The following is a 26,757-nucleotide window of genomic DNA, read 5'->3' as shown; positions in this document are numbered from 1 at the left end:
GTGAGAATTTCTATTCTCTGTAGCGATGCTGAGCATCCGGTGAATACATACCTTCAGTTATGGGTTGCTCGCAATAATTTTGAACACCAAGTGGAGTTGGTCCGCAAAAAAAGTGAGCTTAGCGGTGGTGATATTCTTTTTCTAATTTCCTGCGGAGAAATTGTTTCCGCACGAGATCGCAAAGCGTATACCTCATCGCTCGTGTTGCATGCTAGTGATTTACCCCGTGGTAGAGGATGGAGCCCACATATCTGGGAGTTATTAGCTGGAGCTGATGGCATAGTAATGTCATTATTGGAGGCGGAAGATAAAGTTGATAGTGGGCGCATTTGGAGTAAACGTTGGGTTCCTATTCCAAAAACTGCGCTATGGCATGAGATTAATGATCTAGTATTTTCAGCCGAGATGGAGTTGATGGATTTTGCGTTGACCTCGTTTGGAAATATTTGCCCCCAGCAACAACCCATTGATGTTGAAGCTACTTATTTTCGTTTGCGGACATGGCAAGATAGTCAAGTAGACCCGAACAAATCCATTATTGAGCAATTTGACCAGATACGAGTGTGTGACCCCAACCGTTTTCCGGCATTTTTTGAGCTTCGTGGGCAGCGTTATGCTTTAAAACTGGAGAAGTATGATAATGAATGATTTATGTATCTCCGGGCGTAAAATAGGCCCGTTGCATCATCCTTATGTGATTGCCGAAATGTCGGCTAACCATAATGGGAATCTTGATGCTGCTTTGCGTATCATGGATGAGGCGAAGAAGGCTGGTGCCGATGCCATTAAGATCCAAACTTATCGTGCCGATACAATTACATTGAATTGCGATCTTCCTGATTTTCAAATAAAAGAAGGCTTATGGGCTGGGCGCAGCCTTTATGAACTCTACGAATGGGCACATACCCCATGGGAGTGGCACAAAATATTATTTGAATATGCAAAAAAAATTGATATCACAATTTTTAGCTCTCCATTCGATACGACAGCAGTGGATTTGTTGGAAGATTTAGGTGCGCCTGCCTATAAAATTGCATCTTTTGAAGCGATTGACCTACCTTTGATTCGTTATGTCGCCCGTACGGGAAAGCCTATGATTATTTCGACAGGCATGTCTGACTCAGATGAGATTGGAGAGGCCATTGAGGCTGCTCGCGGGGCGGGTTGCAAAGAGTTAGCTATATTGCGTTGTGTCAGTGGCTATCCTGCTCCAGCTGCAGATTATAACCTTCGTACCATTCCAGACATGATCGAACGTTTTGGCTTGGTGACGGGGCTGTCGGATCATACGCTAGACAATACGACTGCTATTGCAAGTGTGGCGCTTGGAGCATCCATTATCGAGAAGCACTTTACCTTAGATCGTAAGGGAGGTGGGCCAGATGACAGTTTCTCGTTAGAGCCATCAGAGCTGCGGGAACTTTGTATGTTCACCAGAACAGCTTGGGATGCTATGGGGAGTGTTAATTATGGGCGAAAGTCGAGTGAGATTGGTAATGTGAAGTTTCGCCGTTCGCTCTACTTCGTGAAAGACCTTAAGAAGGGGGATGTTATCACTCCAGATTCTGTACGTAGTGTCCGCCCTGGTTATGGGCTTGCCCCCAAGTATATGGAAAGTTTGATTGGTAAAGTCATGACTCGAGATGTGGTGTTTGGTATGCCCGTTTCGATCCAGGATTTGGCAACCGACTGATGTATAGCTTTGCTGAGAGATGAGCCACGAATTTCTCAGCCTGTGGATTGCATGTAATGCCTGAAAATAATCAACTTTGTTTTATTGCTTCTTCAGATAGACGGTTCTGGAGCGAGGCTGGACCAGCAGTACTAATGGGAGAGTGGTGTAAGAATGGGCATTCTGATAGCGAATTAAATTTGCGTGAAATTTATATAGGAACACCATATGGTTTTTCTATCGCTCAACGGGACATGGATCATGCAATAGTACGAGCATTAGAAGAGAAAGTGTTTGTTGACTTTTGCAAAGTGATAAATTCTGCCCATGGCGTAAATTACTCTTCTCGGTATTGGAAAATTGTGCTTGGGCAATGGTTTCGTACGGCAATCTCTGTTGTATTTAATCGTGTCCGAACCATCCAAAGCTGTCTTGAAATACATAAACCTAGTTTTGTTATCGATCCGAAGGGGGATGAATACCTCTTGCCGAGGTCAACCTCCGGAGAGGCTCTTTGGGCCTACAGTGATCCGAAGTGGGATGGTCATTTCAATCTTCGTATTCTGAAAATAATTGCCCCATCTCTGCAATATATACAAGGGTCGGAGATCGGCCAAGAGATGGAGGCAGAGGATAAGGTAAATATTTCGAAGTGGAATGTGAAAAAACAAATATTAATTTTAGCGTGGAAATGCACTCGTAAATTTTCAAAATATTTCGTACGAGATTGTGATGCGTTTATTATTAATTCTTATCTACCTAGATTTGAAGAAGCAAAACTTCAGCTATATTTAAAGCAGTTTCCACAGCTATGGAGGTCGCCAGAAGTTCATTTTGCTCAGGAGTTTGATTTTAAATTACGTCAAAAACTTTGCGCGCAGATTCAGATTGAAGGTGTTGGTGATATCGAGAGTTTATTCAGAAGCGTGGTCTTTGAGATTATCCCTAAATGTTATTTGGAGGGCTATGCGCATCTTGTGCGTCAGGCAGAATATTTGCCTTGGCCAAAGTCACCAAAATTCATATTTACCAGCAATAACTTTGGGACCGATGAGTTATTTAAAGTGTGGACTGCAAAGCAAGTGCAAAGTGGCGTGAAGTATATTGTCGGACAGCATGGAAATAATTACGGTACACATCGTTATATGAACCCCTCTGTGGAGGAGGAAACTAGCGATAACTTTATAAGTTGGGGGTGGAAAGGTGGCCTTCATCAACATGTACCTGGTTTTAATTTTAAAATTCCTGCAAACACAGTACTGCGAGTAGATCCTAGAGGAGACTTGTTGTTGGTACAGGTCTGGGCTGGTCATCGTGTATCCACTTGGGATGGCTCGCACCAGTTTATTAATTATATGGAGGATCAGTTCTCTTTTGTGAATGGACTGAATGCTAATGTAAGGTCATTGTTGAATGTTCGTTTACACCATGATTGGGCTCGTCTTGATTGGAATGAGCCGGCTCGCTGGAAGAAGTTTGACTCTGATATAAAGTTAGATCTTGGCCTGCTAAATATTCAAGATCAAATTCGCAGATCAAGATTGGTTGTTCATAGCTATGACTCTACTGGCTTGTTGGAAACCATGGCCCTGAATATTCCAACTATTGCTTTTTGGCAAAATGGTCTTGCTCATTTACGTGATGAAGTGAAAGAGGATTTTCAGGCGCTGGTTGATATTGGAATTATACATCTTTCGCCGAAATCGGCAGCTCATATGGTAAATGAAATTTGGGATGATACGGCAGCTTGGTGGGGTGAGCCAAAACGGAAAAAAATTGTTGAAATTTTTTGTTCTAAATATTCAAAAATGAGCAAAAACCCAGCAATCGAACTTGCTAATTGCCTATTGCATTGTTGATAGTCTGCTTGAGTGTGTTTTCAGTGTTTGCTGGCGTTAGCTTTTATCAAAATCGGTATGTTAATTTGTGTGCGTATATATGGAAAAACTCCCTACATTGCGGCAGCCGATCTTGCGGCGTGAATTCCTTGTTGTATTGTTATTGTTTTTTTCTGTATTAATATCTTCTCCATCTATTTTTCGGGGGTTTGCTCCTGACTTCTTGTCGAAAGCGGCACCTGTACTTCTAATAATTGTGCTGGCTTTTATGGGGCGGTATCGCCTGCCTCCAGATTTTTGCGTTGGATGGATTTGTTGTTTTTTTATCATGTTTTTATCTGGAGTGCTGATTAGCTTTTCAGCTGAAGGTGGGGCTCCAGCTATAAATGGGGCGCTAATAATGATTTTAGCCTTAGTGCTCGCTGGAAACTTAAAAAGAGAAGGGCTTGTATATTTGATTGTACGATGGTGGAGAGGGCTGTTTTGGGTCATTTCAATTTGTTCTATAATAAATTGGATTTTAGCTCAGTATGCCTTGTCTTTTTTTAAAGAAATTGATTTTGGCTTGCTTTACGAGGGAAATGTAAGAAATTATTTGATTTCTCCATTTGGAGCGATTGTAGTGCAGGACTATGGCGTGTTTGCGCTCTATAGAGTTACAGGAATTCTTGCTGAGCCAGGCATGATGTCAATGTTTTTCCTTGTAAATGCAATGCTAAGTTTTTTTAGTCGTCAAAAGATTTTTAGTTTTTGGTTTGGCTTGGCTAACGTATTGGCAGCATTTGCGACGCATTCTGTTGCATTTTACTTTGCTTTTGTTTTTGCTCTTGTTTTCTATTTTTTGAATAAAGGGAATAAATGTGTACGTATTACCCTAGTGCTAGGAATTTGTGCTGTTATGATTCTGTGGTTTAATATTTTCGGCGAATTTATTCAAGGCTTAGTTGAGAGAAGTTCGTTTGATGTAAGGGAAAGTGACTCTTCTTTCTTGCTTAATAGGGTGATTGAGAGTCCCTTAGCTTCATTCTTCGGTTATGCATGGTGGGGTGAGTATAGGCAGTTTCCTGCGGCATTGCCGCAATTATTTTACCAAACAGGTTTGGTTGGCCTCGTGGCATATGTTTTAGTTTTGCGTTTCTTCTTAAGAGATTTTTTACCAATTGCAATTGTGGTCTTTATGTATGGGCTGTCTATTGATTATCAAACATTTTTAATTTTTCCTTTGCTTTTGTTTGTAGTTAAAGCTTGTGGTAAGTTTGAGAGATATACAGCCAGGTGTCGATTTGCCGATGTTGATAAAAAAAGTTTGGTTGTGATGGGTTTAATTTAGATCGTTAGGCGGTGTAACCTTGAAGATAATACTGTTTGTTGAAAATATTCAACACGGCGGCTTAGATACTTTTTGTTCCACATTGTTGAATGCTTGGCCTGATTCAGAGGACGTTTTTGTCGTTGTTTGCAATTCGAGTCACCCTGGAAAAGTGGTGCTGCAAAAAGCGGTAATGCGTGAGTGTGAATTTATATTTCATAACATTCCTTTGAGTTGGAGTATTTCTCGAAGGTTTTTGTGGTGGCTACCATTTGCAGCGCGTCGAAGTGTTCAGCCTTTTTTGCGGATTATTTTTTACCCTTTACAACTCCTCGCTTTGCGGAGTCTATTGCGTAGTTTGAAGGGTGATGCTCTTCTTGTGGTCAATGGTGGCTTCCCAGGGGGGGAAAGTTGCCGTATTGCCAATATTGCTTGGGCTGATTTGGATAAAGTTGGGCATGTAAGGCCTAGTGTTCATAACTTTCATAATTTTGCAGTTAAGCCTAGATTTGGACTTGGTTGGTTCGAAAATAGATTAGATCGATTGTTGGTGCGCTCTACTAATCATCTGATTAGTGTGTCACGCAGCTGTGCAAATTCTTTACGTTTTCGTTGTAGTTTCCGTGAGGCTGAGACGATTGGCTATATTTATAATGGCATTAATTCAAAAGCTTCTCATGATTTAAATAATGAATTTGATTTACGAAAAAAATTAAAAATCGGAAATGCGCCGTTATGTTTGCTCCTTGCTAACTATGAGCCAAGGAAGGGGCACCGTTTTCTTTTCGAAGTATTTTCTCTTGTCGCGGAAGCTATTCCTAGCGCACATCTAGTTGCATGTGGTGGTGGTGGTGTTGAAGAGCGTGCAGTGGTTGAGGCTGCCCGTCGTGAGCTTGCACCCAAAGCGAATATTCATCTACTAAGTTTTGTGCCTGATGGACCAAAGCTAATTGATCAAGCTGACGTAGTGGCGATTAGCTCCCAAAGCTTCGAGTCTTTTGGTTTGACGGCGGTTGAGGCAATGGCACGTGGAGTCCCTGTTGTCGCAACCCGTGTCGGCGGACTGCCTGAAGTCGTTGGTGATAATGGTGAAGGTGGGTATGTGGTTGAAGCTGATGATGTAAAAGGGTTTGCTGCACATCTCATTCGTCTATTGCGGGAGCCACAACTTCGAAAAGAATTAGGCATACTAGGACGTCAACGAGCAGAGACTCTCTTTGCTGCACAGCGGATGGCTGAGGAATATAGAAAGCTTTTGATCATTGAGAAATGAAGGATGACTTGAGACGGAGCTAATTTTTTATTGCTACGTCGAATTTGTTGAGCATAGATTTGGGCTCAACGCAGCGATAATGCCCTGCAAAATTGGCCGGGCACAATGGTGTTAAGATCGGTTAGATGGAGATTCGTAGCGTGTTGAACTTTTATCGTGGGAAAACAGTATTACTTACCGGGCATACTGGTTTCAAGGGGTCTTGGCTCGCAATTTGGCTGTCCTCATTGGGGGCAAAAGTTGTGGGACTCTCTGATGCCTTACCAAGTGAGCCATGTAATTTTGAAGTGTCGGGTATCGGGGCTCTGGTTGATGACAGAAGAGTAGATGTCCGTGATTGCTATGCTGTGAAGCAGGTTGTAGATGAAGTCCAACCTGATTTTGTATTTCATCTCGCAGCGCAAGCATTGGTTAGACACTCTTACGCCAATCCTGTGGATACTTTTTCTGTGAACGGAATGGGTACAGCACATGTGCTTGAGTCGCTTCGTAGTTTGAATAAACCCGTTGTTGCTGTCATGATTACCAGTGACAAGGCCTATGATAATGTGGAGTGGGTTTGGGGGTATCGAGAGACTGATAGAATTGGTGGCAAGGATCCATATAGCGGCTCAAAAGGTGTAGCTGAACTCATTATACGGTCGTACTTCTCTTCTTTCTTTGCGAGTGAAGATTGTAACGTTCGCCTTGGTATTGCCCGAGCGGGAAATGTGATCGGCGGAGGTGATTGGGCCAGTGATCGTATTGTACCGGACTGCATGAGAGCATGGTCACGTGGAGAAAAGGTAGAAATTCGTAGTCCGAGGGCTACGAGGCCATGGCAGCACGTTCTGGAACCATTAAGTGGCTATTTGTCCCTAGGTATTGAACTCGCTCGCAATGCAGATAAGCATGGAGAGGCCTATAATTTTGGACCTCCAGCTAATCAAAATCATACTGTTGGTGAGTTGATTAATGGGATGAGTAAACATTGGAAAAATGTAAGCTGGGTAGATACTTCATCTCAGCAGCATTTGCATGAGGCCGGCTTGCTAAAACTTAATTGCGATAAAGCTTTTGTTGATTTGAAATGGCTGCCGACGTTGCATTTTGAGGAGACGGTGCGTTTTACGGTTGAGTGGTACAAAGCTCATTATGAGCAAGAGCTTGGCTCTATGCTTAAGTTCTCGATTTCGCAAATCAAAGAATATTCAGCACTTGCGGCAGGCAGGGGTATGGCATGGGCTCAAGCATGATCAGTGATGTGCTGTTGACAAAGCTAGCTCGTGTGAAGGTGCCCGGTGGAGATGTTTTACATGCAATGAAGTGTTGCGATCCAGGCTATATGGGCTTTGGTGAGGCATACTTTTCTCTTATTAAACAGGGGGTTGTTAAAGGCTGGAAGCGTCATCAAAAAATGACGTTGAATCTGGTTGTGCCAGTTGGCGCTGTTCGTTTTGTTATGTACGATGATCGTCCACTATCGCCTACTTGTGGGCAGTTTCAGCAGTTAAATCTTTCTCCGGATAATTATGGCCGTCTCACTATTCCACCCATGGTTTGGTTAGGCTTTGAAGGACTTGGTGGCTCTGAGTCTTTAGTGATGAATCTGGCAGATATGATGCACGATCCGGAAGAGGTGGATCGTCTCGCTTTAGCCGACATTGATTTTAATTGGAGTGGTAGTTTATGAAAGTAATTATTCTTGCTGGTGGATTTGGTACTCGATTGTCTGAGTATACTGGAACTATTCCTAAGCCGATGGTACCAATTGGCGGTCGACCAGTTTTGTGGCACATCATGAGGACTTATGCGTCCTATGGCTATAAAGATTTCGTCGTTGCATTAGGGTATAAGGCTGATATTATAAAGGATTACTTTTTAAATTATCATGCACTGAACTCTAACTTTACAGTTAATTTGGGTAGTGGAGTTGTTACTCCTCATCAACATGATAATATCGATTGGAATGTCTCATTATTTGACACGGGTGGCCAGACGATGACTGGTGGCCGAGTCAAGCGGTTACGTGATTTCATTGGAAATGAACGCTGTATGTTGACCTATGGTGACGGGTTGGCTGATATTGATTTGAATGCCCTTGAAGCATTCCATATCAATCATGGAAAGATGGTTACAATATCTTCGGTTAGACCTGCAGCTAGATTTGGCGAGTTGGAGCTTGCTGGTGACCGTGTCGCAAGTTTTCAAGAAAAGCCCCAGTTGCAAGAAGGGTGGATCAATGGTGGTTTTTTTGTCTTTGAACCAGGTTTTTTTGATTTGATTGATGATGACGCGACGATGTTGGAAAGAGAGCCCATGGAGCGAGCTGCTGCTGCGGGCGAACTGATGGCTTACCGTCACGAAGGATTCTGGCATTGTATGGATACTAAAAGGGATAACGACCTTCTCCAGTCTATTTGGGATAAAGGGGCTGCCCCATGGGCGACAAAATGGGAAAAACAAAACGTGTTTTGATTACTGGAGGAGGTGGACTTGTTGGTGGAAGAGTAGCAGAACACTTGTTATGTTCCGGCTTCCAGGTACGCCTAGGAACACGAGACATTAAAGCCGACGTAGGTCGGCTTTTGGATGTTGATTTGGTTGCGATAGAGTGGTCGGACGAAGAGTGTTTGCGAGCGATCTGTCAGGATGTTGACGTGATTGTCAACGCAATGGGGATGAATGCCACTGATTGTGCTTACAACCCTGCTGGAGCTTTGTTGGTAAATGGTGTGTATGTAGCATCATTGTTAAAGGCAGCGATAGCTTCAGGTGTGAAGCGGTTCATTCATCTTTCGACAGCGCATGTTTATGCAAGCCCACTTCAAGGGTGGATATCAGAGTCGACATGCCCCTCTAATTTGCATCCATACGCGACTAGTCATCGCTCTGGTGAGGACACCGTATTGTGGGCGGGCGAGCAAGGCCATATCGAAGGCATTGTACTGCGTTTATCAAATGCATTTGGTAGGCCCTTAGCTACGCGAGTTCGTTGTTGGATGCTATTGGTTAATGACTTATGTCGCCAAGCGGTGGAGAACAAGAATCTAACTTTGAAGGGTAATGGACTTCAGCATAGAGATTTCATTCCATTGAGTGCTGTATGTGGATTAATTGACAGACTATGTCAAGTTGATTTCTTTCGAATTGACGAGAGTCGGGGGAGGCCTTCTCCTTTGTTAAATGTGGGTAGTGGTTACTCTATGAGTGTTATTGCTATGGCTGAGTTAATACAATCTCGTTGCAAACCGGTTCTTGGTTATGATGTTGGCTTGAAAAGACAGTCTTGTTCTAATGAACAGGAGGGGCCAGCCCTAAATTATGTGAGTAATCATCTGCCATCTTTGTGCGATATGGAGAGTTTTATGGATGAGATTGATAAATTGTTACTCTACTGCAATGAGTATTTTCGGTGATTGAGGTTAGTCAATGACGATGTTTACTGTGATTATCCCTACATTTAATCATGCAGAATTTCTGAGGCGTGCAATTGGCTCGGTGATAAACCAGTCTTTTTCAGACTGGGAGTGCTTAATCATTGATAATCATTCGACGGATCATACGGAAGAGGTTGTTGCTTCTTTTTCGGATAGCCGTTTAAGGTTGCTTAAAATTCACAATAATGGCGTCATCGCGGCTTCTAGAAATTTGGGCGTGGAAAATGCACAGGGCGAATGGCTTGCTTTTTTGGACTCAGATGATTTCTGGTATTCTAGTAAGCTAAAGGTGGTTTCAGTAGAAATTGCTCAAAATAGTCAGGCAGATGTAATTAGCACGGATGAATTGATTGTAAGTAATAAAAGTGATAAAAAAGTAGTATTAAGGTATGGCCCTTTTTGTAAGGATTTTTATCGTATTTTATTAATGGAGGGCAATCGACTTTCTACTTCTGCGACTGTAGTGAGGAAGTCATTTTTGGTTGATAAAAAATTGCGATTTAGAGAGGATTGTGAGCTTGTAACAGTTGAGGACTACGATCTATGGCTTCGCCTTGCATATGAGAAAGCTGATTTTGCTTTCGTGCACTCAGTTGAGGGTGAGTACCTTATCCATGGGGGGAATAGCTCAGCTAACTTAGCAAGACATTACAAGAATTTAAATTTCATGCTTCATGATCATGTTTTTAAGGTTCAAAATTTTACGGAAAACAATGAAAAGATTTGGCGCCTTGTCTCTGCAAGAGTGCTATTGGCGGAGGCGGTTTCTGTTCTGAAGACCGGACAGTGGCGGAGGGCTTTTTTTCTGCTGCTTCGGGCTTTTTATCGTGCACCATTATGGCTCATTAGGCATGTATGGACTCGTCTCTCTCGCCATAGAGATTTGGAGTTGGTATAAGTTGGTATAAGTTGGTATTGTTGAATGCCATATTCAATAGCCATGCTTGCGCATGGCATTATGTTTGGTGTTTCGTGTTCGCAACGAAAGAGTTATTGTTGTTGGCGTTTTGTGGTGAAGTGCAAAATTTTTGTGTTATTTCAAAGAAAAAAGTGCCTGTGAAATTAGGCTGCAACCTGTAGGAGTGTAGGTGATAGTTTTAGCTAGGCCATCTCCTTGGCATTATTTGTTTTCTCAAAATTTGGACCATGTGCCATCGACGGCTGGGCCTTTTTCATTTTACCCGCGTGGCCGAGATGCTTTACTTGCCGGATTGCCTCTTCTGGGTTTAAGTCAAGGGGATGTAATACTTGTTCCTGCATACATCTGTGCATCAATAACTAAGCCTTTGCAAAAGATGGGCTATAAAGTTGCTTTTTTGGATATTGAATCCAATTTGGATTTTGATTCAAAAAAAGTTCTAGCTGCTATAGCAAAATATAAGGTAAAGGCAGTGCTCTTAGTTCATTTTTTCGGTTTTCCAGCCGCAGTTAAACACATTGTAGAAGTGTGTCGCCCCCTAGGGGTGAAAGTTATTGAAGATTGTTGTCATAGCTTTCTTACAAGCATTGATGGTGTTCCTGTTGGTTCGTATGGTGATGCCGCTATATTTAGTATGCGTAAAACCTTGCCTGTGCCGGATGGCGGGGCCCTGCGATTTAATCATTCTGTAAATGAGCAGAGTGTCCTTAAAAATACTCTTGGCGAGCCACAAAATGCGGTGCGTTATTTTGTCAGCCGTGCTCTTGAGGGATGCATTGCCGTACTTGGTTGGCCCAATATCTATTCTGAGACGGTTGATAATATCCGGCGCAAGTTGCAACGAGGGGGTAAAGTAGAAGAGCAAGTCAGTGTGGTCTTGCCTACTATTGCTTCCAAGCCTCTTTGGCATTATTTGGCGGATGAATGTTACCTGAGAGAGACAAGCCGGATTATACAGGGCAATTACAATCAGCTTGTAGAGGCTTGCACCGCTATGGGTTTAATATCGTATATTCCTAAACTTCCCGTGGGATGTACGCCGCAGTGGGCAATTCTTGAAGATCATTCCGGCAAGCTGGTTTCATATTTGCGAAGATCTGGGATTGGTGCCTGTCGCTGGCCATGGCATGAGTTACCAGCTGAAGTTGCCCAGGACCCATTGTCTTACCCTATCAGTAATATGCTTAATACTAGGCTGGCGCTGTTGCCAGTACATCAGAGTATTGGGCCGTACCAATTGGTGCGCATCCTGAGTGTGCTTCGTCGGTATGTCAATAGTTTGTAATTTGTAAGTCATTACAGGGTTTGTTTGATGATGCAGATAAGAAGCGAATGGATTTCCCGTGAATTGTACCAAGAGAGTCTTGTTGAATTTGGGGAGGGAATAGCCTCCATTTATCATAGGCTGCCCTGGTTGGATGCACTGAAAAAAGCATTTGGGGCCGATATCTGCTTTGTTCGCTGCCTAGACCATCATGGGAAAATTTTTGCACTGACTCCTTTCATGAGCAAGCGAAAGGGACCGTTTCGCTTGATTGGAACCCCTCTGAGTGGAATGTATACAGAGTTTGCCGGGCCATTGTTCCACGCTGACGCTGAGCCTAAAATGATAGCTGCTGCAATGGCTTCTATACATGGCCTGCTGATAAAAGAGGGACACTATATTGAATGGGGAAGCCGTGGAAGTCAAAATTGGGGAGATGAACTGTTCTCCTTGGGTTATGACTTTGTTCGAAGGGATACTTTACTGGTTGATCTGGCCAAAGGTGAGGATGCTGTTTGGGGTTCATTTGAGGGGCGCGCGCGTAATATGACGCGAAAGGCGGAAAAAGCTGGGGTTGTTGTTAGTTCGCTATTACCTGATGAAAAATGGATTGCTGATTACTACGGCATGTTGATTGGAACCTTTGCAAGGCAAAATTTAAAGGTACCTCACCCATTATCTTTTTACCGCCAGATGATTTCTTTATCTAAGGAGGGTGTCGCGCACTGTGTGAACGCTACCATGAATGGAGAGATGATTGCAGGAGGTATTTTTTTGATTGATGGTTCGCGTATGTTATATCTGTCTGGGGCTGCAAACGAACTGGGGATGAGGTCTGCTGCGACATCTGTATTGCAATGGCATGCCATTAAGGAGGCAATTCGGTTGGGGGTTACCGAATACGATATGGGGGGGCTTGGTGTGCCATCTATTGATAAGTTTAAACGCAGCTTTGGCGGGTATGAGTTCACTCATAGTAGATGGGTTCATCGGTCACGTCTCTTTGGTATAGTTGAGCCCATGGCGTTGTGGGCGGTCAGTAAAGGATGGCTCCGGTTGGGAGGGGTGTGATGGCCGTACGTTCAGATCTGTCTTTGCATGGAATGATTCCATTGGTGTTGCACAAGATTAATCGTGGGGCTGTAGTCGATTGGGAGGATGTATCAGTAGATACTTTTAGTCAAATTATAGATTTTATTGGCAATCGGTGGGCTGTTTTTGCTCCAGACGGACTAGGCGAAAATGCAAAGTGGATGCTCACTTTTGATGATGGTTATCTTTCGGATTACGATATTGTCTTCCCCTTATTGGTCGAGCGTGGAATTAAAGCGACCTTCTTTTTGATTACGAGTAAAATTGGCACGCCAGGCCATATTAGTTGGTCGCAGGTAGATGAAATGCATCGATATGGGATGTACATTGGTTCTCATAGTGTTAGTCATCGGCGCCTGAGCGCGCTTTCTATAAAAGATGCTGAGATTGAGCTTTACGAGTCAAAGCAACAGTTAGAGTCCTTTCTGGGGGCGTCAGTTGATGCTTTTTCTTATCCCTTCGGAGACAGCTCCTCTAGGTTGCATCAGCTTGGCCTGTCTATGGGGTATCGTTACTTATGTACATCTATGCATGGCGTGGTTAATGCAGCCGAATATATTATTCCTAGAAATTCAATTTACTCAACAATGGTTTGGAAGGATATCGTCGGTGTTATGGAGCCCAAAATGGGCACGCGTCTTCGCTGGGTATTTGAAGATCAAGTGAAGGGGGCTGCTAAGGGGCTTATCGGCCGTGAGCGTTATATCCGTTGGCGAAATTGGGTATTAGGGGAAAAATAGAATGATAGGACAGGGTCTGTCCGTAGTTATGGCAACCTATCGAGGTGACCATGCTGAGCAACTTTTGGCTGCCGGGGAAAGCGTTTTTAATCAGACCCGTGTGCCGGATGAGTTAGTCCTGGTCTTAGACGGTCCGGTTGAGCTTTCGCATGAGCTAGTTGTTGAGCAGATAAGAAAGCTGGGAACAGTCCGCGTGCTTAGGCTGGAGAAGTCGCTAGGACCTGGTGGCGCTCGTCACCATGGAATTGTTGCTGCGGCTCATGAAGTGGTCGCAGTAATGGATGCAGATGATCTTAGCGTACCAACGCGTTTTGAAAAGCAACTAGTGCTGATCTATGGGGGCGCTGATGTCGTTGGTGGTTGGATTCGGGAGTTCGATCAGTTCCCAGGAGATATGAAGGCCATTCGCAAAGTTCCCGAGATGCATGATGACGTGTGGCGTTATGCGAAACGGCGTAGTCCTATGAACAATGTGACTGCAATGTTCCGTAAAGCAAAGTATTTGGAGGCAGGAGGCTACACGGAGATGCGTACATTTGAAGACTATGATCTTTATGTCAGAATGTTGTTGCATGGGGCTCGGTTTCAAAACCTGCCAGAAATTTTGGTCGAAGTGCGCGGAGGGCGAGAGATGTTTAAACGGAGAGGCGGTTGGTCTCAGATTCCTATAGAGGCGGCGATGTTGTACCGTATGTATCGTTGGGGATTTCTCTCTCTTTCTGAATTTTTGTCTAATTTTACTGTCCGAGCTAGTATTCGTGTGCTGCCGAATTGGGTTCGGCGGCTGGCTTATATGTTGATACTTAGAAGCTGATTGTGGTTTTTTGGTCATTTCGGATATCAGCGTGTTTGGAACTGTTTGCCCTGCCATGGGATAATCAGGCTCATTGGACAAGTGTTTTGATGGAGCCTTAAAGAAAGATTCGTGAGAAGGGTATGTTACAGATATTATTGATCTCAACATTTATTGCGCTGATATTTGGTGCTGTTTTGATTCGTTTTTCTCATTTGCATGAAAAGTTTTCTGCTGATCATGATTTGTGTGGTGTGCAGAAGTTTCATGCAAAGCCAGTCCCTCGGGTAGGGGGGGGGCCGATTATGGCTGGCTTGGTTTCTGGTTGTTTTGTCTTGTTTTTTTTCACCAAGTCATGGTTGCCTTCCATGTTGGTGTTGGCTTCCCTGCCTGCTTTTTGCGCGGGTTTGATTGAAGATTTGACAAAAAAAATTGGCCCTGGACCTCGTCTCATGGCTACTTTTCTTGCCGCAGCTGTTGCCTATTTTGTTATTGATGCGGGGCTGGCTCGTTTGGATATTCCCATTGTGGATGCCATTTTGTTTCACTGGTGGCCTCTATCTTTGTTATTGACGGTTGTCGCTGTGGGTGGAGTGGCTCATGCTGTTAACATAATAGATGGGTATAATGGGCTCTCTGGGGTTGTTGCTATCTTTATTTTCTTGGCCATGGCATATGTTTCTTTCAAAGTGCAAGACGCAGAGTTAATGGGGCTCTGTTTTGCTATGATTGGTGCAATTGCTGGTTTTTTGTTTTGGAATTTTCCTAGAGGCTTGATTTTTGCCGGAGATGGCGGAGCCTACTTGGTAGGTTTTATGATTGCGGAGATCGCCGTGCTTCTCGTGCAACGACATTCCGGTGTCTCGCCATGGTTCCCCATGCTGTGTGTGATTTACCCTGTCTTTGAAACATTATTTTCAATATATAGAAGAAAATTTCTGCAAAATCGCGCGGTGGGATATCCTGATGCCTTGCATTTGCACCAGATTATTTACAAGCGAGTTGTATTATGGATGGTAGGTTCAAAAGATGCTGCTCACTTGACTCAGCGCAATAGCCTGACCTCTCCGTATCTGTGGGCTTTGTCCTCGCTTTCCGTCGTGCCTGCTATGTTGTTTTGGAACAATACACCTGTGCTGATTGGCTTCGTACTTGCTTTTATTTTCAGCTATGTTCGTCTGTACAGGATGATCATCCGTTTCCGCACACCTCGCTGGATGTTGCTGCGTAAGTCGACCCGCCTCTGACGCTCCGGAGTCTGTCGAAAATTGCTGCGGCAAGCTCTTGAAAACCCTTCCCCTCGCCCCTATCATTAGCACTCGTAGCAGGTGAGTGCTAACGCCCGCCTCAACTCAACAGGTTTCAACTCTCAACAGCCACTGTAATAGGAGAGATCCATGGCAATTCGTCCTTTGCACGACCGTGTTGTTATCAAGCGCCTCGAGGCTGAAGAAAAAACCGCTTCCGGCATCGTTCTGCCGGGCGCAGCCGCAGAGAAGCCGGACATGGGCCAGGTGTTGGCCGTAGGCAACGGCAAGATCTTGGACAACGGCGAGCGTCGCTCGCTGGAGCTGAAAGTTGGCGACAAGGTCATCTTCGGCAAGTACTCCGGTCAGACTGTCAAGGTTGACGGCGATGAAGTCCTCGTGATGCGCGAGGAAGATGTAATGGGCATCGTTGAGTAATCCGACCCGCATCTGAACTTCCCTTACTCAGAATTCTGGAGATTTAAGAATGGCTGCTAAAGACGTAAAGTTTGGTGATTCCGCTCGCGCCAAGATGGTAACCGGCGTCAACATCCTGGCTGATGCCGTTAAAGTGACTCTGGGCCCGAAAGGCCGTAACGTGGTGCTGGACCGCTCCTTCGGCGCTCCGACGATCACCAAGGACGGTGTATCCGTCGCCAAGGAAATCGAGCTGAAAGACAAGTTCGAGAACATGGGCGCGCAGATGGTGAAAGAAGTCGCTTCCAAGACTTCCGACGTTGCCGGCGACGGCACAACCACCGCCACCGTGCTGGCTCAAGCCATCGTGCTGGAAGGCATGAAGTACGTTGCCGCCGGCATGAACCCGATGGATCTGAAGCGCGGCATCGACAAAGCCGTTGCCTCGCTGGTGGGCGAAATCGCCAAGATTGCCAAGCCGTGCGCCACCACTAAGGAAATCGCTCAGGTTGGCTCCATCTCCGCCAACTCCGATTCCGACATTGGCGACATCATCGCCAATGCCATGGAAAAAGTGGGCAAGGAAGGCGTGATCACTGTTGAAGACGGCAAGAGCCTGAACAACGAACTGGACGTGGTTGAAGGCATGCAGTTCGACCGCGGCTACCTGTCCCCGTACTTCATCAACAACCAGGACAAGCAGATTGCCGCTCTGGACAATCCCTTCATCCTGTTGTTCGACAAGAAGATCTCCAATATCCGCGACCTGCTGCCGGTTCTGGAGCAAGTGGCCAAATCCGGCCGTCCGCTGCTGATCATTGCTGAAGATGTGGAAGGCGAAGCGCTGGCCACTCTGGTGGTCAACACCATCCGCGGCATCCTGAAAGTCGTTGCTGTTAAGGCTCCGGGCTTTGGCGATCGTCGCAAAGCCATGCTGCAGGATATCGCTTTCCTGACCGGCGGCACCGTGATTGCCGAAGAAGTGGGCCTGACCCTGGAAAAAGCTTCGCTGGAAATGCTGGGCCAAGCCAAGCGCGTTGAAGTGGGCAAGGAAAACACCACCATCATCGACGGCGCCGGCCAGGCTACTGAGATTCAGACGCGCGTGGGCGAGATCCGCAAGCAAATGGAAGAAGCCACTTCCGATTACGATCGCGAGAAACTGCAAGAACGCGTGGCCAAGCTGGCCGGCGGCGTTGCTGTGATCAAGGTTGGCGCTGCCACTGAAGTGGAAATGAAAGAGAAGAAGGCCCGCGTTGAAGACGCGTTGCATGCTACCCGCGCCGCTGTGGAAGAAGGCGTTGTGGCTGGCGGCGGCGTTGCTCTGCTGCGTGCCCGCTCCACTCTGGACAGCTTGAAGACCGACAACGCCGATCAAGACGCCGGTGTTAAGATCGTGCTGAAAGCCATCGAAGCGCCGCTGCGCCAGATCGTCAAGAACGCCGGTGAAGAGCCGTCGGTTGTGGTGAATAAGGTGCTGGAAGGTAAAGGCAACTTCGGTTACAACGCGGCTAGCGGCGAGTACGGCGATATGCTGGAAATGGGCGTGCTGGATCCGGCCAAGGTGACCCGCTCCGCTTTGCAGCACGCTGCTTCCGTTGCTGGCCTGATGCTGACCACCGACTGCATGATCGCTGAACTGCCGGAAGACAAGCCGGCGGCTGGCATGCCGGATATGGGCGGCATGGGCGGTATGGGCGGCATGATGTAAGCTGACGCCTCATCGGCTTTGAACAACCCCGCTACGGCGGGGTTTTTCTTTTGTGGCCTTAAAATGAGTTGGCTTCTGGCAAAATAAAGCTGGGGCATATATTAAATTAAGGAATGCGCGATGGAATTGAAGGCGTTGCTGAGTAGTCTGGACACGATGTTGGAGCCGTGGCGGTTCAAGGACTACGCCCCCAACGGGCTGCAGGTGGAAGGCCGGCCCACGGTGTGCAAGTTGGTGACTGGGGTGACGGCTTCCCAGGCCTTGGTTGATGAGGCGGCGTTGCGTGGAGCGGACGCCGTGTTGGTGCACCACGGTTATTTCTGGAAGGGAGAGGACGCCCGGATTTGCGGTATGAAGCGCCAACGGGTCAAGGCATTGCTGGAGCATGATTTGAGCTTGTTGGCTTACCACCTGCCTTTGGATGCTCATCTGGAGTTGGGCAATAACGCGATGCTGGGCAAGGTGCTGGATTTGGACGCTCTGGGGCAGGGGGGCGAGCAGGGCTTGCTATGGCATGGGTCATGGCGGCGTGGAGGCCGCGCGGTGGATTTTCGCGAGCACGTTTCCGCTCGCCTAGGGCGCGAGGCCTTGCTCTTGGGCAGGGCGGACAAGCCGATTTCGCGCGTGGCCTGGTGTACCGGCGGCGCGCAGAGCTTCTTCGCCGAAGCCATCGATCTGGGGGTGGATGCTTTCATCACCGGAGAAGCGTCAGAGCAAAATCATCATATGGCAATGGAGTGTGATGTGGCTTTCATCGCCGCGGGGCATCACGCCACGGAGCGTTTTGGCATCAAGGCTTTGGGCGAGCGCATGGCTCAGCTTCATGGCATAAGTGTTGAATTTGTAGACATTTCCAACCCGGTTTAAGAGGCTAAGCGGGGCTTCGGCCAATTTATTTGCATAGAAGCTTCAAGTCCCTACTCGGAATCGGGTAAAATCAGGCAGTTTTGGGCTCGGTTTCCACGTTTGAGGATGACTGTAATGAGTGAACAACAAGTCGATGCGGGGCGCCGTCGCTTTCTGACGGTTGCAACCAGCGCTGTTGGTGGTGTGGCGGCGGCCGGAGTGGCTACGCCGTTTCTGATGAGTTTCTTCCCGTCCGAGAGGGCAAAGGCCGCCGGCGCTCCCGTCGAGGTGGATATCGGCAAGATCGAGCCGGGCCAGAAGATCAACGTTGAGTGGCGCGGCAAGCCGGTATGGGTGCTGAACCGCACGCCGGAGCAATTGAAAAACCTGCCGAAGCTGGACGAGAAGCTGGTGGATCCGAAGTCCGAGATGGATCAACAGCCGGCCTATTGCCAGAATGAGCATCGCTCGATCAAACCAGAGTTGCTGATTGCCGTCGGCATCTGCACGCATTTGGGCTGTTCGCCGACCCACCGTCCGGATATCGCGCCCGCCGATTTGGGCCCGGACTGGCTGGGTGGTTTCTACTGCCCCTGTCATGGTTCCAAGTTCGATTTGGCCGCGCGCGTTTACAAAGGCGTGCCGGCGCCGAAGAACCTGGAAATTCCGCCGCACAAATATCTGTCCGACACCCGCCTGCTGATTGGCGAAGACAAATAAGCTGAGGGGGCTACATGACTAAAGGACAAAAGCTGCTCAACTGGGTAGACGAGCGTTTTCCGCTATCGTCGATGCTCAAGGAGCACGTTACCGAGTATTACGCGCCGAAGAACTTCAACTTTTGGTACTTCTTCGGTTCGCTGGCCATGCTGGTGCTGGTGATTCAGATTGTCACCGGCATCTTCCTGACCATGAACTACAAACCGGACGGCACCTTGAATGGAGCCGGCATCCCGGTCGCCTTTGCTTCGGTCGAATACATCATGCGCGATGTGGCCGGAGGCTGGATCATCCGCTACATGCACTCCACCGGCGCATCGATGTTCTTCGTGGTGGTGTATCTGCACATGTTCCGCGGCCTGATCTACGGTTCCTACAAGCAGCCGCGCGAACTGGTGTGGGTGTTCGGCACGCTGATCTTCCTGTGCCTGATGGCCGAGGCCTTCATGGGCTATCTGTTGCCTTGGGGCCAGATGTCGTTCTGGGGCGCGCAGGTGATCGTCAACCTGTTCGGTTCCATTCCGGTGATCGGTCCCGACTTGTCGGTGTGGATCCGCGGCGACTACGTGGTGTCTGACGCCACGCTGAACCGCTTCTTCGCGCTGCATGTGATCGCCGTGCCGCTGGTGCTACTGGCTCTGGTGGTTGCTCACCTGATCGCCTTGCATGAAGTAGGCTCCAACAACCCGGACGGCGTTGAGATCAAGAAACTGAAGGACGATAAGGGCATTCCGCTGGACGGCATCCCCTTCCACCCGTACTACACCGTTAAGGATGTGTTGGGCGTGGTGGTGTTCCTGATCGTGTTCTCGGCTATTGTCTTCTTCATGCCGGAAATGGGCGGTTACTTCTTGGAGAACCCCAACTTCGATCAGGCCGACCCGTTGAAGACCCCGCCGCATATCGCGCCGGTATGGTACTTCACCCCGTTCTACGCCATCTTGCGCGCCATCCCGTCCTTCCTGGGTACCCAGGTATGGGGTGTATTGGCGATGGGCGCGGCCGTGGTGCTGATCGCCTTCCTGCCGTGGCTGGATCGCTCGCCGATTAAGTCCATCCGCTACCGCGGTCCCAAGTTCAAGTTCATGCTGGTCCTGTTCATCGTGTCCTTCATCGGTCTTGGCATTCTGGGCGCCTTGCCGTCCACCAATGCCCGTACCGTGATCGCGCAGGTGCTCTCGTTCGTCTACTTCGCCTTCTTCCTGGGGATGCCGTTCTATACCAAGAACGATGTGGGCAGCATTCCGGTGCCGACGCGGGTGACCGATACCAACGCCCAGCGCCAAATCCGGTTTGCGGTGCTAGTGGTGGTGACCATAGTGGCCGCCGCCGTATTCGCCATGAACGTGTAAAAAGGGGAGAGGACTCATGAAAAGCAAAATCCGCCACCTGATCGCGGCCATGGCGCTGGCGTTGCCGTTCAGCGCCACGGCGTTGGCTGCAGGCGAAGGGGCCAAGCTGCCCAAGGCGCCTATCAATATCCAAGATACGGAAAGCCTGCAACGCGGCGCGCAGATCTTCACCAACTACTGCCTGTCTTGCCACTCGGCCAGCGCGATGCGCTACAACCGCCTGACCGATATCGGCCTGACCGAAGAGCAGATCAAGGCGAACCTGCTGCCGGAGGGTGTCAAGATTGGCGATCAGATGAACATCGCGATGAACAAGAAGGATGCTCAAGCCTGGTTCGGCGCCACGCCGCCGGACTTGTCGCTGATCGCGCGTTCTCGCGGCGCCGACTATCTGTACGGCTATCTGCGCGGCTTCTATCGCGATCCGAGCCGGCCTACCGGCTGGAACAACGCGGTGTTCGACAAGGTGGGCATGCCTCACATCTTCTGGGAATGGCAAGGCGAGCAGGTGCTGAAAACCGAGAAGAACGCGGAAGGCCATGAGGAGCACAAGCTGGAGCTGATCAAGGCCGGTACTCTGACCAAGCTGGAAAACGGCAAGGCCAACACCGTGGAGTTCGACAAGCGGATGGCGGACCTGACCAACTTCCTGGTCTATGTCGGCGAACCGGCGCAAGTGAAGCGTCAGCAGATCGGCTATGTTGTATTGATGTTCCTGTCGTTGTTGCTGTTGCCGCTGGCGTATTTCTTGAAGAAAGAGTACTGGCGCGACGTGCATTAAGCGAGTTTTTCAGCTTTGATCAAGGCGGAGAAATCCGCCTTTTTTATTTTCAAATCATGGGCTTATGATGCAGTGCTGGAAATGGGGTGGGGGAAAGTGCTAGAATGCCCAGCTGAATCAACCCATTGTTAGTTAAGGATTTCCTCCTGCCATGATGACTCTTTACTCCGGAATTACCTGCCCGTTCAGCCAGCGTTGTCGCATCGTGCTTTTTGAAAAGGGAATGGATTTCGAAATCATTGATGTGGACATCCATAACAAGCCGGAAGATCTGGCGGTGATGAACCCCTACAATGAGGTGCCGGTATTGGTCGAGCGCGATTTGATCCTGCACGAATCCAATATCATCAACGAGTACATCGACGAACGCTTCCCGCACCCGCAGCTGATGCCGGCGGATCCGGTGATGCGCGCGCGCGCGCGTTTGTTTCTCTACCGTTTTGAAAACGAGCTGTTCATCCACGTCAAGGCGCTGGAAGCCGGTGCCACCGGCAAGGAAGCGAACAAGGCTCGCGAGGCCATCCGTGACGGTTTGACTACGATCGCGCCGATTTTCGCCAAGCAGAAGTTCATGTTGGGCGATGATTTCTCCATGATCGACGTGGCGATTGCGCCGCTGATGTGGCGTTTGGAGCATTACAATATTGATCTGGGCAAAAACTCCGCGCCCATCCTGAAGTACGCCGAGCGTATTTTCCAGCGCCAGTCCTTCATTGACTCGCTGACGCCGTCCGAAAAGGCTATGCGCAAATAAGGATTGCCAATGAGCTCCAGCACCAAGCCCTACATGATCCGAGCGCTGCACGAGTGGTGCGGCGACAACGGTTTCACGCCCTATGTGGTGGTATGGGTCAACGAGCGCGCCGATGTGCCGCACGAGTACGTGAAAAACAACGAAATCGTGTTGAATATCGGTCTTTCGGCCACCAAGAACCTGCGTATCGACAATGACTGGTTGTCGTTTTCCGCTCGCTTCGGCGGCGTTTCCCGCGACATCTGGGTGCCGATTGGCAATGTGATGTCGATTTTTGCACGGGAAACCGGTGAAGGCATGGGTTTCGAAGTCGAGTTGGGAGAGGCTGAAGCCGCCGCGCCGGCACTGAAACCGGTGGCGGCCGACGACGAAGCCAAGCCAGCGGACAGTCCGGCGGAGCCTGAGGCTCCGATCAAGCCGACGGGGCGTCCTAGCCTGCGCATCGTCAAATAGCGGTTTCAATGCCGTAAGCGAAAGCCGGTCCGTATAGGGCCGGCTTTTTCACGGGCGTCTTAGAACCTGTTTACGATCTGCTGCGCGTCAGCGATACGGCGTTGAAAACACTTTCGAAATGCTCATGTACCGCAAGTACATTCCGCTCCCTTAGCTGTTTTCGCCTTGTCTTGCCTTAGCTCGCGAGATCGTAAACACGTTCTTAGCTCGTGAAATCGTAAGCACGTTCTTGTAAAAAAAAAGGCGCCAGCGGCGCCCCAAGTCCCTTACCACAACAAGAAAATTTGGGTTTACTCGACGCGCTCCCCGTGCAGGATCACGTCCAGCCCTTCGCGTTCTTCGTCTTCCGCGACGCGCAGTCCAATCGCTACATCGATCAGCTTTAGCAGGATGAAGGTGATGACGGCGCAATAGGCCGCGGTGACGCCCACGCCGAGCGCTTGAGCGGCTAGGCTGCCTTCCGCGCCGCCGATTTCTTTGACGGCGAAGACTCCAGTGAGCAATGCGCCCAGGATGCCGCCGATGCCATGCACGCCGAAGGCGTCCAAGGAGTCGTCATAACCCAGCATGTGCTTGAGTCCGGTGGCGCCCCAGAAGCACACCACGCCGGCCGCCAGGCCAATAATCAGCGCGCCTTTGACGTCGACGAAGCCGGCCGCAGGCGTGATGGCGACCAAACCGGCGACCGCGCCCGAGGCAATGCCCAGCACCGAAGGCTTTTTCTTGGTGAGCCATTCGGCAAACATCCAGGCCAGCGCGGCGGCGGCGGTGGCAAGCTGGGTAGTGACCATGGCCATGCCGGCGCGGCCGTCCGCCGCAGCGGCGGAACCGGCGTTGAAGCCGAACCAGCCCACCCACAGCATCGATGCCCCCACCAGGGTCAGCACCAGGTTATGGGGGGGCATCGCTTCCTTGCCGAAACCCACGCGCTTGCCCAGCACCAAGGCGGTTACCAAGCCGGCGATACCGGCGTTGATATGCACTACGGTTCCGCCGGCGAAGTCCAGCACGCCCTTGTCGGCCATCCAGCCACCCGGAGCCCAGACCCAATGGGCCACTGGCACGTAGACCAGCAAGGACCACAGGGCCATAAAGACCAACATCGCGGAAAACTTCATTCGCTCGGCGAAGGCCCCGGTGATCAGCGCGGGGGTGATGATGGCGAAAGTCATCTGAAAGGTCATGAATACCGATTCCGGTATGGTGCCGGCCAGCGGATGTACTGCCAATTTGCCGGCATCTTTCAGGTAAACCATGCCGTCCAGCATCACGCGGCTCAAGTCGCCGAGATAAGGCGTGCCGACGGTGAAGGCCAGGCTGTAGCCGATGACCGCCCAGAGCACCGTGATCAGCGCGGTGATGGCGAAACTTTGCATTAGCGTCGCCAATACGTTTTTCTTGCGCACCATGCCGCCATAGAACAGGGCCAGGCCGGGAATCGTCATGAACAGCACCAAGGCAGTGGAGATCAGCATCCAGGCGGTGTCGCCGGCGCTGATGCTCTTGGCGTCGGCAATCGCGGGGCCGGCCGGCGCGGCGGCGAACGCCAGCGGAGCCATTAGACCCAGGCCGGCGAGCTGAATGGTTGCGAGCAGTTTTTTCATTGTCGTTTCCCCTAAGTCTCTATTGCGGTTCAGACCGCGTCGGCGCCGGTTTCGCCGGTGCGGATGCGCACCACTTGTTCCAGGTCGTAGACGAAGATCTTGCCGTCGCCGATCTTGCCGGTGCGGGCGGATTTTTCGATGGCCTCCACGACCTGGTCGAGCAAAGCGTCGTCTATGGCGATCTCCAGTTTGACCTTGGGCAGGAAGTCCACCACGTATTCGGCCCCGCGGTAGAGTTCGGTATGCCCCTTCTGGCGACCGAAGCCTTTGACTTCGGTGACGGTGACGCCTTGCACGCCGATGGCGGACAAGGCTTCTCGGACTTCGTCCAGCTTGAAGGGCTTGATGATGGCAGAAACGAGTTTCATGACTGCTCCTTGGGTCTGATGATCCGGTGTCTTGAGTTGAGGGCTGCTGTCGCGTCAATACGCATGAATCGTGCCAGGCCGGATTGGCGCAAAAGAAAACGCTAAGATCATGTTGCAACGCAAAAAAGGTCTGTACTGGCCTTTTTGGCACTTTCCCGGTGCATGCGGCGTTGGGGCTCCGCACTGATTTGGTGCCGTTAGGGCGCGGAGTTGGGAGAGGCGCTCGTCAATGGGTACGCGCTGGCGAGTGATGGGCTTGGCTTTTTGCTACACTCTGCTCTGTTATCACTTACTCACTCAAGGAGCCGCGTCATGTTGAGCCAAAAGCTGTTCGAGGAAATCGGCAACAAGATCAGCGAAACGATTGCCGCCAGCCCGGCCAAGGACATTGAGAAAAACGTCAAAGCGATGATGGCCTCCACCTTCAGCAAAATGGATCTGGTGACGCGCGAGGAGTTCGACGTGCAGCAGGAAGTGTTGGTGCGGACTCGGGAGAAGCTGGCTCAACTGGAGCAGAAGCTAGCGCGCTTAGAGGCGCAGGTGTTCCCGGAGGAAGCGCGAGCCACGGTAGAAGCCCAATCAGAACTCGGCCACTCCTGAGCGACATGGCGCTGGCCGTGGTCGCAAGTCGGGCGCTGGCCGGAGTGGACGCGCCTGAGGTTGCGGTGGAAGTGCATTTGGCCAACGGCTTGCCCGCTTTCACCATTGTCGGTTTGCCGGACCTTGAGGTGAAGGAAAGTCGGGAGCGGGTCCGCGCGGCGATTTTGACCTCTGGTTTTGAGTTCCCGGCCCGGCGCATCACCGTCAATCTGGCCCCGGCCGATCTTCCCAAAGACTCCGGCCGTTTTGATCTGCCCATCGCCATTGGCATTCTTGTTGCCAGCGGACAGGTGCGCTGTCCCCAGTTGGCGGAATATGAAATCGCCGGAGAGCTGGCCTTGACCGGTGCCCTGCGGCCGGTGCGCGGCGCTTTGGCGATGGCGTGCAAGACGAGGGAAGCGGGGCGTGCCTTCATCTTGCCGGTAGCCAGCGCCAAGGAGGCCGCCGTGCTTGAGGGCATGCCTTTGTATGGCGTGAGCACCCTGGTTGAGGCCTGCGCCTTTCTCAACGGTCTTTCCACGCTGGAACCGTATCGGCAAGAGGGTGGCTCGTCCCGATCGCTTCCGGATTACCTTGATCTGTTGGATATCAAAGGCCAGTCCTTGGCGCGTCATGCGCTGGAAGTGGCCGCGGCCGGACGGCACAGCCTCTTGTTGATCGGACCGCCAGGCACCGGCAAATCCATGTTGGCAGCCCGCCTGCCCGGTATCTTGCCCGGCATGCCGGATGAAGAGGCGCTGGAAAGCGCCGCCGTGCGTTCTTTGGGGACCGATGGCTTCGCTCTGGACGATTGGGGCGTACGGCCGTTCCGTTCCCCGCACCATACCGCGTCCGCGGTTGCGTTGGTGGGCGGAGGCAGCGATCCCCGGCCTGGGGAAATCAGCTTGGCGCACCATGGCGTCTTGTTTCTGGACGAATTGCCGGAGTTCGATCGCAAAGTGCTGGAAGTCTTGCGCGAGCCGCTGGAGGCCGGGGTGATCCACATCTCGCGCGCCGCACGCCAAGCCAGTTTTCCCGCCCGATTTCAGCTGATTGCGGCAATGAATCCCTGTCCGTGTGGCTATCTTGGGCATTTCAGCGGAAAATGCCGGTGCACGCCCGAGCAAGTGGGGCGCTATCGAGGTAAAATATCCGGCCCCTTATTGGATCGCATCGATTTGCATGTTGAAGTGCAGTCCTTGCCTGCCGACGAGCTGGTGGGTGGGGTCGCCGGCGAGCCGAGCGCTTTGGTGCGTGAACGGGTAGAGTCGGCGTATCGTCGACAATTGGCGAGGCAGGGAAAGGCGAATGCCGGCTTGAGCGGGACTGAATTGGAGGCGCTTGGCGATTTTCACGCCGAGGGGCTGGCATTATTGCGGCAAGTTTTGGACAAGATCGGCTTGTCGGCGCGCAGTTATCATCGGATACTTCGAGTTTCCAGAACCATTGCCGATTTACAAGGTCAGGCTATGGTCATGCGGGAGCATGTGTTGCAGGCAATTCAATTACGACGCGCTGCAATGCCTAATGGCTAACAATAAATAAAGAATTGATCAATCCAGATAGTTTTTTGAACTATTTGATTAGTTAAAAGCGTAAGTGCTGC

The 26,757-nt window shown here is 49.9% G+C and carries 27 protein-coding genes; 25 read left to right on the top strand and 2 right to left on the bottom strand.

The window, feature by feature from the left end:
* The 23 genes from HA052_RS17185 (at nt 1) to HA052_RS17075 (ending at nt 22,600) form a co-directional block, all read left to right on the top strand.
* Entirely contained in the window at nt 1-648 is a 648-nt protein-coding gene (locus HA052_RS17185; protein WP_166452818.1) for a UDP-glucuronic acid dehydrogenase, read from the top strand.
* Complete coding sequence (gene pseI, locus HA052_RS17180; RefSeq protein WP_166452817.1) at nt 641-1,693, top strand: pseudaminic acid synthase; 1,053 nt, start codon at nt 641-643, stop codon at nt 1,691-1,693. Before HA052_RS17185 ends, pseI begins: the two co-directional genes overlap by 8 nt.
* A gap of 56 nt (nt 1,694-1,749) precedes the next feature.
* On the top strand, nt 1,750-3,531 hold the full coding sequence (locus tag HA052_RS17175; RefSeq protein ID WP_166452816.1) for an LIC12162 family transferase: 1,782 nt from the start codon (nt 1,750-1,752) through the stop codon (nt 3,529-3,531).
* A 79-nt stretch (nt 3,532-3,610) separates the two neighbouring features.
* The gene (locus HA052_RS17170; protein WP_166452815.1) at nt 3,611-4,840 is read left to right on the top strand and encodes a hypothetical protein; all 1,230 of its coding nucleotides are present in this window, start codon (nt 3,611-3,613) and stop codon (nt 4,838-4,840) included.
* 19 nt (nt 4,841-4,859) lie between these two features.
* Nucleotides 4,860-6,092, top strand: a complete 1,233-nt coding sequence (locus tag HA052_RS17165; RefSeq protein WP_166452814.1) for a glycosyltransferase family 4 protein — start codon at nt 4,860-4,862, stop codon at nt 6,090-6,092.
* Nucleotides 6,093-6,217: 125 nt separating this feature from the next.
* Nucleotides 6,218-7,327 carry a CDP-glucose 4,6-dehydratase gene (gene rfbG / locus HA052_RS17160; RefSeq protein ID WP_166452813.1) on the top strand — a complete coding sequence of 370 codons (1,110 nt, stop codon included), beginning with the start codon at nt 6,218-6,220 and terminating at the stop codon, nt 7,325-7,327.
* The gene (locus HA052_RS17155) at nt 7,312-7,764 is read left to right on the top strand and encodes a dTDP-4-dehydrorhamnose 3,5-epimerase family protein (protein WP_206118941.1); all 453 of its coding nucleotides are present in this window, start codon (nt 7,312-7,314) and stop codon (nt 7,762-7,764) included. The genes rfbG and HA052_RS17155 overlap by 16 nt, the downstream gene beginning before the upstream one ends.
* Nucleotides 7,761-8,549, top strand: a complete 789-nt coding sequence (gene rfbF, locus HA052_RS17150) for a glucose-1-phosphate cytidylyltransferase (protein ID WP_166452812.1) — start codon at nt 7,761-7,763, stop codon at nt 8,547-8,549. The genes HA052_RS17155 and rfbF overlap by 4 nt, the downstream gene beginning before the upstream one ends.
* Nucleotides 8,513-9,490, top strand: coding sequence for an NAD-dependent epimerase/dehydratase (locus HA052_RS17145; RefSeq protein ID WP_166452811.1), 978 nt, complete (start codon nt 8,513-8,515; stop codon nt 9,488-9,490). Before rfbF ends, HA052_RS17145 begins: the two co-directional genes overlap by 37 nt.
* Nucleotides 9,491-9,503: 13 nt before the next feature.
* Nucleotides 9,504-10,409, top strand: a complete 906-nt coding sequence (locus HA052_RS17140; protein WP_166452810.1) for a glycosyltransferase — start codon at nt 9,504-9,506, stop codon at nt 10,407-10,409.
* A gap of 190 nt (nt 10,410-10,599) precedes the next feature.
* Nucleotides 10,600-11,715 (top strand): DegT/DnrJ/EryC1/StrS family aminotransferase, encoded by a 1,116-nt coding sequence (locus HA052_RS17135; protein ID WP_166452809.1) that lies wholly within the window; start codon nt 10,600-10,602, stop codon nt 11,713-11,715.
* Nucleotides 11,716-11,742: 27 nt separating this feature from the next.
* Nucleotides 11,743-12,765: a lipid II:glycine glycyltransferase FemX gene (locus HA052_RS17130; protein WP_166452808.1), complete on the top strand. Its 1,023-nt coding sequence runs from the start codon at nt 11,743-11,745 to the stop codon at nt 12,763-12,765.
* Nucleotides 12,765-13,526, top strand: a complete 762-nt coding sequence (locus HA052_RS17125) for a polysaccharide deacetylase family protein (RefSeq protein WP_166452807.1) — start codon at nt 12,765-12,767, stop codon at nt 13,524-13,526. The genes HA052_RS17130 and HA052_RS17125 overlap by 1 nt, the downstream gene beginning before the upstream one ends.
* 1 nt (nt 13,527) lies before the next feature.
* Entirely contained in the window at nt 13,528-14,340 is an 813-nt protein-coding gene (locus HA052_RS17120; protein ID WP_166452806.1) for a glycosyltransferase, read from the top strand.
* 122 nt (nt 14,341-14,462) lie between these two features.
* Complete coding sequence (locus tag HA052_RS17115; protein ID WP_166452805.1) at nt 14,463-15,566, top strand: MraY family glycosyltransferase; 1,104 nt, start codon at nt 14,463-14,465, stop codon at nt 15,564-15,566.
* 150 nt (nt 15,567-15,716) lie between these two features.
* Complete coding sequence (gene groES, locus HA052_RS17110; RefSeq protein ID WP_081545216.1) at nt 15,717-16,004, top strand: co-chaperone GroES; 288 nt, start codon at nt 15,717-15,719, stop codon at nt 16,002-16,004.
* 49 nt (nt 16,005-16,053) lie between these two features.
* Nucleotides 16,054-17,694 (top strand): chaperonin GroEL, encoded by a 1,641-nt coding sequence (gene groL / locus HA052_RS17105; RefSeq protein ID WP_081545217.1) that lies wholly within the window; start codon nt 16,054-16,056, stop codon nt 17,692-17,694.
* 120 nt (nt 17,695-17,814) lie between these two features.
* The gene (locus HA052_RS17100) at nt 17,815-18,561 is read left to right on the top strand and encodes a Nif3-like dinuclear metal center hexameric protein (protein ID WP_166452804.1); all 747 of its coding nucleotides are present in this window, start codon (nt 17,815-17,817) and stop codon (nt 18,559-18,561) included.
* A 114-nt stretch (nt 18,562-18,675) separates the two neighbouring features.
* Nucleotides 18,676-19,260 (top strand): ubiquinol-cytochrome c reductase iron-sulfur subunit, encoded by a 585-nt coding sequence (gene petA, locus HA052_RS17095; protein WP_081545219.1) that lies wholly within the window; start codon nt 18,676-18,678, stop codon nt 19,258-19,260.
* Nucleotides 19,261-19,274: 14 nt separating this feature from the next.
* A complete protein-coding gene (locus HA052_RS17090; protein ID WP_166452803.1) occupies nt 19,275-20,612 on the top strand; it encodes a cytochrome b in 1,338 nt (445 codons plus the stop codon).
* Between the two features lie 16 nt (nt 20,613-20,628).
* The gene (locus HA052_RS17085) at nt 20,629-21,393 is read left to right on the top strand and encodes a cytochrome c1 (protein ID WP_081545221.1); all 765 of its coding nucleotides are present in this window, start codon (nt 20,629-20,631) and stop codon (nt 21,391-21,393) included.
* Nucleotides 21,394-21,544: 151 nt separating this feature from the next.
* On the top strand, nt 21,545-22,147 hold the full coding sequence (locus tag HA052_RS17080) for a glutathione S-transferase N-terminal domain-containing protein (RefSeq protein ID WP_039756141.1): 603 nt from the start codon (nt 21,545-21,547) through the stop codon (nt 22,145-22,147).
* 9 nt (nt 22,148-22,156) lie between these two features.
* Nucleotides 22,157-22,600 (top strand): ClpXP protease specificity-enhancing factor, encoded by a 444-nt coding sequence (locus HA052_RS17075; RefSeq protein ID WP_166452802.1) that lies wholly within the window; start codon nt 22,157-22,159, stop codon nt 22,598-22,600.
* A 290-nt stretch (nt 22,601-22,890) separates the two neighbouring features.
* Here HA052_RS17075 and HA052_RS17070 read toward each other — a convergent pair whose 3' ends face one another.
* Nucleotides 22,891-24,204, bottom strand: a complete 1,314-nt coding sequence (locus HA052_RS17070; RefSeq protein ID WP_166452801.1) for an ammonium transporter — start codon at nt 24,202-24,204, stop codon at nt 22,891-22,893.
* Between the two features lie 29 nt (nt 24,205-24,233).
* Nucleotides 24,234-24,572: a P-II family nitrogen regulator gene (gene glnK / locus HA052_RS17065; protein ID WP_043591378.1), complete on the bottom strand. Its 339-nt coding sequence runs from the start codon at nt 24,570-24,572 to the stop codon at nt 24,234-24,236.
* Nucleotides 24,573-24,884: 312 nt separating this feature from the next.
* On the opposite strand from glnK, the gene HA052_RS17060 reads away from it, so the two are divergent.
* On the top strand, nt 24,885-25,172 hold the full coding sequence (locus tag HA052_RS17060; protein ID WP_019103588.1) for an accessory factor UbiK family protein: 288 nt from the start codon (nt 24,885-24,887) through the stop codon (nt 25,170-25,172).
* A gap of 5 nt (nt 25,173-25,177) precedes the next feature.
* A complete protein-coding gene (locus tag HA052_RS17055; RefSeq protein ID WP_166452800.1) occupies nt 25,178-26,686 on the top strand; it encodes a YifB family Mg chelatase-like AAA ATPase in 1,509 nt (502 codons plus the stop codon).
* The last annotated feature ends 71 nt before the right edge of the window (nt 26,687-26,757 follow it).

It is taken from the genome of Chromobacterium fluminis (assembly GCF_011602385.1).
GTDB lineage: Bacteria > Pseudomonadota > Gammaproteobacteria > Burkholderiales > Chromobacteriaceae > Chromobacterium > Chromobacterium fluminis.
Note: the sequence above shows the minus strand (reverse complement) of the source record. Positions and strands in the feature narration are given on the sequence as shown.

Bases quoted from the DNA above. Each gene is read 5' to 3' on its own strand.
- glnK (WP_043591378.1), bottom strand. From the start codon at position 24,572: ATGAAACTCGTTTCTGCCATCATCAAGCCCTTCAAGCTGGACGAAGTC.
- HA052_RS17140 (WP_166452810.1), top strand. From the start codon at position 9,504: ATGACGATGTTTACTGTGATTATCCCTACATTTAATCATGCAGAATTT.
- HA052_RS17060 (WP_019103588.1), top strand. From the start codon at position 24,885: ATGTTGAGCCAAAAGCTGTTCGAGGAAATCGGCAACAAGATCAGCGAA.
- HA052_RS17090 (WP_166452803.1), top strand. From the start codon at position 19,275: ATGACTAAAGGACAAAAGCTGCTCAACTGGGTAGACGAGCGTTTTCCG.
- HA052_RS17170 (WP_166452815.1), top strand. From the start codon at position 3,611: ATGGAAAAACTCCCTACATTGCGGCAGCCGATCTTGCGGCGTGAATTC.
- pseI (WP_166452817.1), top strand. From the start codon at position 641: ATGAATGATTTATGTATCTCCGGGCGTAAAATAGGCCCGTTGCATCAT.
- HA052_RS17100 (WP_166452804.1), top strand. From the start codon at position 17,815: ATGGAATTGAAGGCGTTGCTGAGTAGTCTGGACACGATGTTGGAGCCG.
- HA052_RS17075 (WP_166452802.1), top strand. From the start codon at position 22,157: ATGAGCTCCAGCACCAAGCCCTACATGATCCGAGCGCTGCACGAGTGG.
- rfbG (WP_166452813.1), top strand. From the start codon at position 6,218: ATGGAGATTCGTAGCGTGTTGAACTTTTATCGTGGGAAAACAGTATTA.
- HA052_RS17115 (WP_166452805.1), top strand. From the start codon at position 14,463: ATGTTACAGATATTATTGATCTCAACATTTATTGCGCTGATATTTGGT.
- HA052_RS17120 (WP_166452806.1), top strand. From the start codon at position 13,528: ATGATAGGACAGGGTCTGTCCGTAGTTATGGCAACCTATCGAGGTGAC.
- HA052_RS17175 (WP_166452816.1), top strand. From the start codon at position 1,750: ATGCCTGAAAATAATCAACTTTGTTTTATTGCTTCTTCAGATAGACGG.
- HA052_RS17145 (WP_166452811.1), top strand. From the start codon at position 8,513: ATGGGCGACAAAATGGGAAAAACAAAACGTGTTTTGATTACTGGAGGA.
- HA052_RS17055 (WP_166452800.1), top strand. From the start codon at position 25,178: ATGGCGCTGGCCGTGGTCGCAAGTCGGGCGCTGGCCGGAGTGGACGCG.
- HA052_RS17125 (WP_166452807.1), top strand. From the start codon at position 12,765: ATGGCCGTACGTTCAGATCTGTCTTTGCATGGAATGATTCCATTGGTG.
- HA052_RS17085 (WP_081545221.1), top strand. From the start codon at position 20,629: ATGAAAAGCAAAATCCGCCACCTGATCGCGGCCATGGCGCTGGCGTTG.
- groL (WP_081545217.1), top strand. From the start codon at position 16,054: ATGGCTGCTAAAGACGTAAAGTTTGGTGATTCCGCTCGCGCCAAGATG.
- petA (WP_081545219.1), top strand. From the start codon at position 18,676: ATGAGTGAACAACAAGTCGATGCGGGGCGCCGTCGCTTTCTGACGGTT.
- HA052_RS17070 (WP_166452801.1), bottom strand. From the start codon at position 24,204: ATGAAAAAACTGCTCGCAACCATTCAGCTCGCCGGCCTGGGTCTAATG.
- HA052_RS17155 (WP_206118941.1), top strand. From the start codon at position 7,312: ATGGGCTCAAGCATGATCAGTGATGTGCTGTTGACAAAGCTAGCTCGT.
- HA052_RS17080 (WP_039756141.1), top strand. From the start codon at position 21,545: ATGATGACTCTTTACTCCGGAATTACCTGCCCGTTCAGCCAGCGTTGT.
- groES (WP_081545216.1), top strand. From the start codon at position 15,717: ATGGCAATTCGTCCTTTGCACGACCGTGTTGTTATCAAGCGCCTCGAG.
- HA052_RS17130 (WP_166452808.1), top strand. From the start codon at position 11,743: ATGATGCAGATAAGAAGCGAATGGATTTCCCGTGAATTGTACCAAGAG.
- rfbF (WP_166452812.1), top strand. From the start codon at position 7,761: ATGAAAGTAATTATTCTTGCTGGTGGATTTGGTACTCGATTGTCTGAG.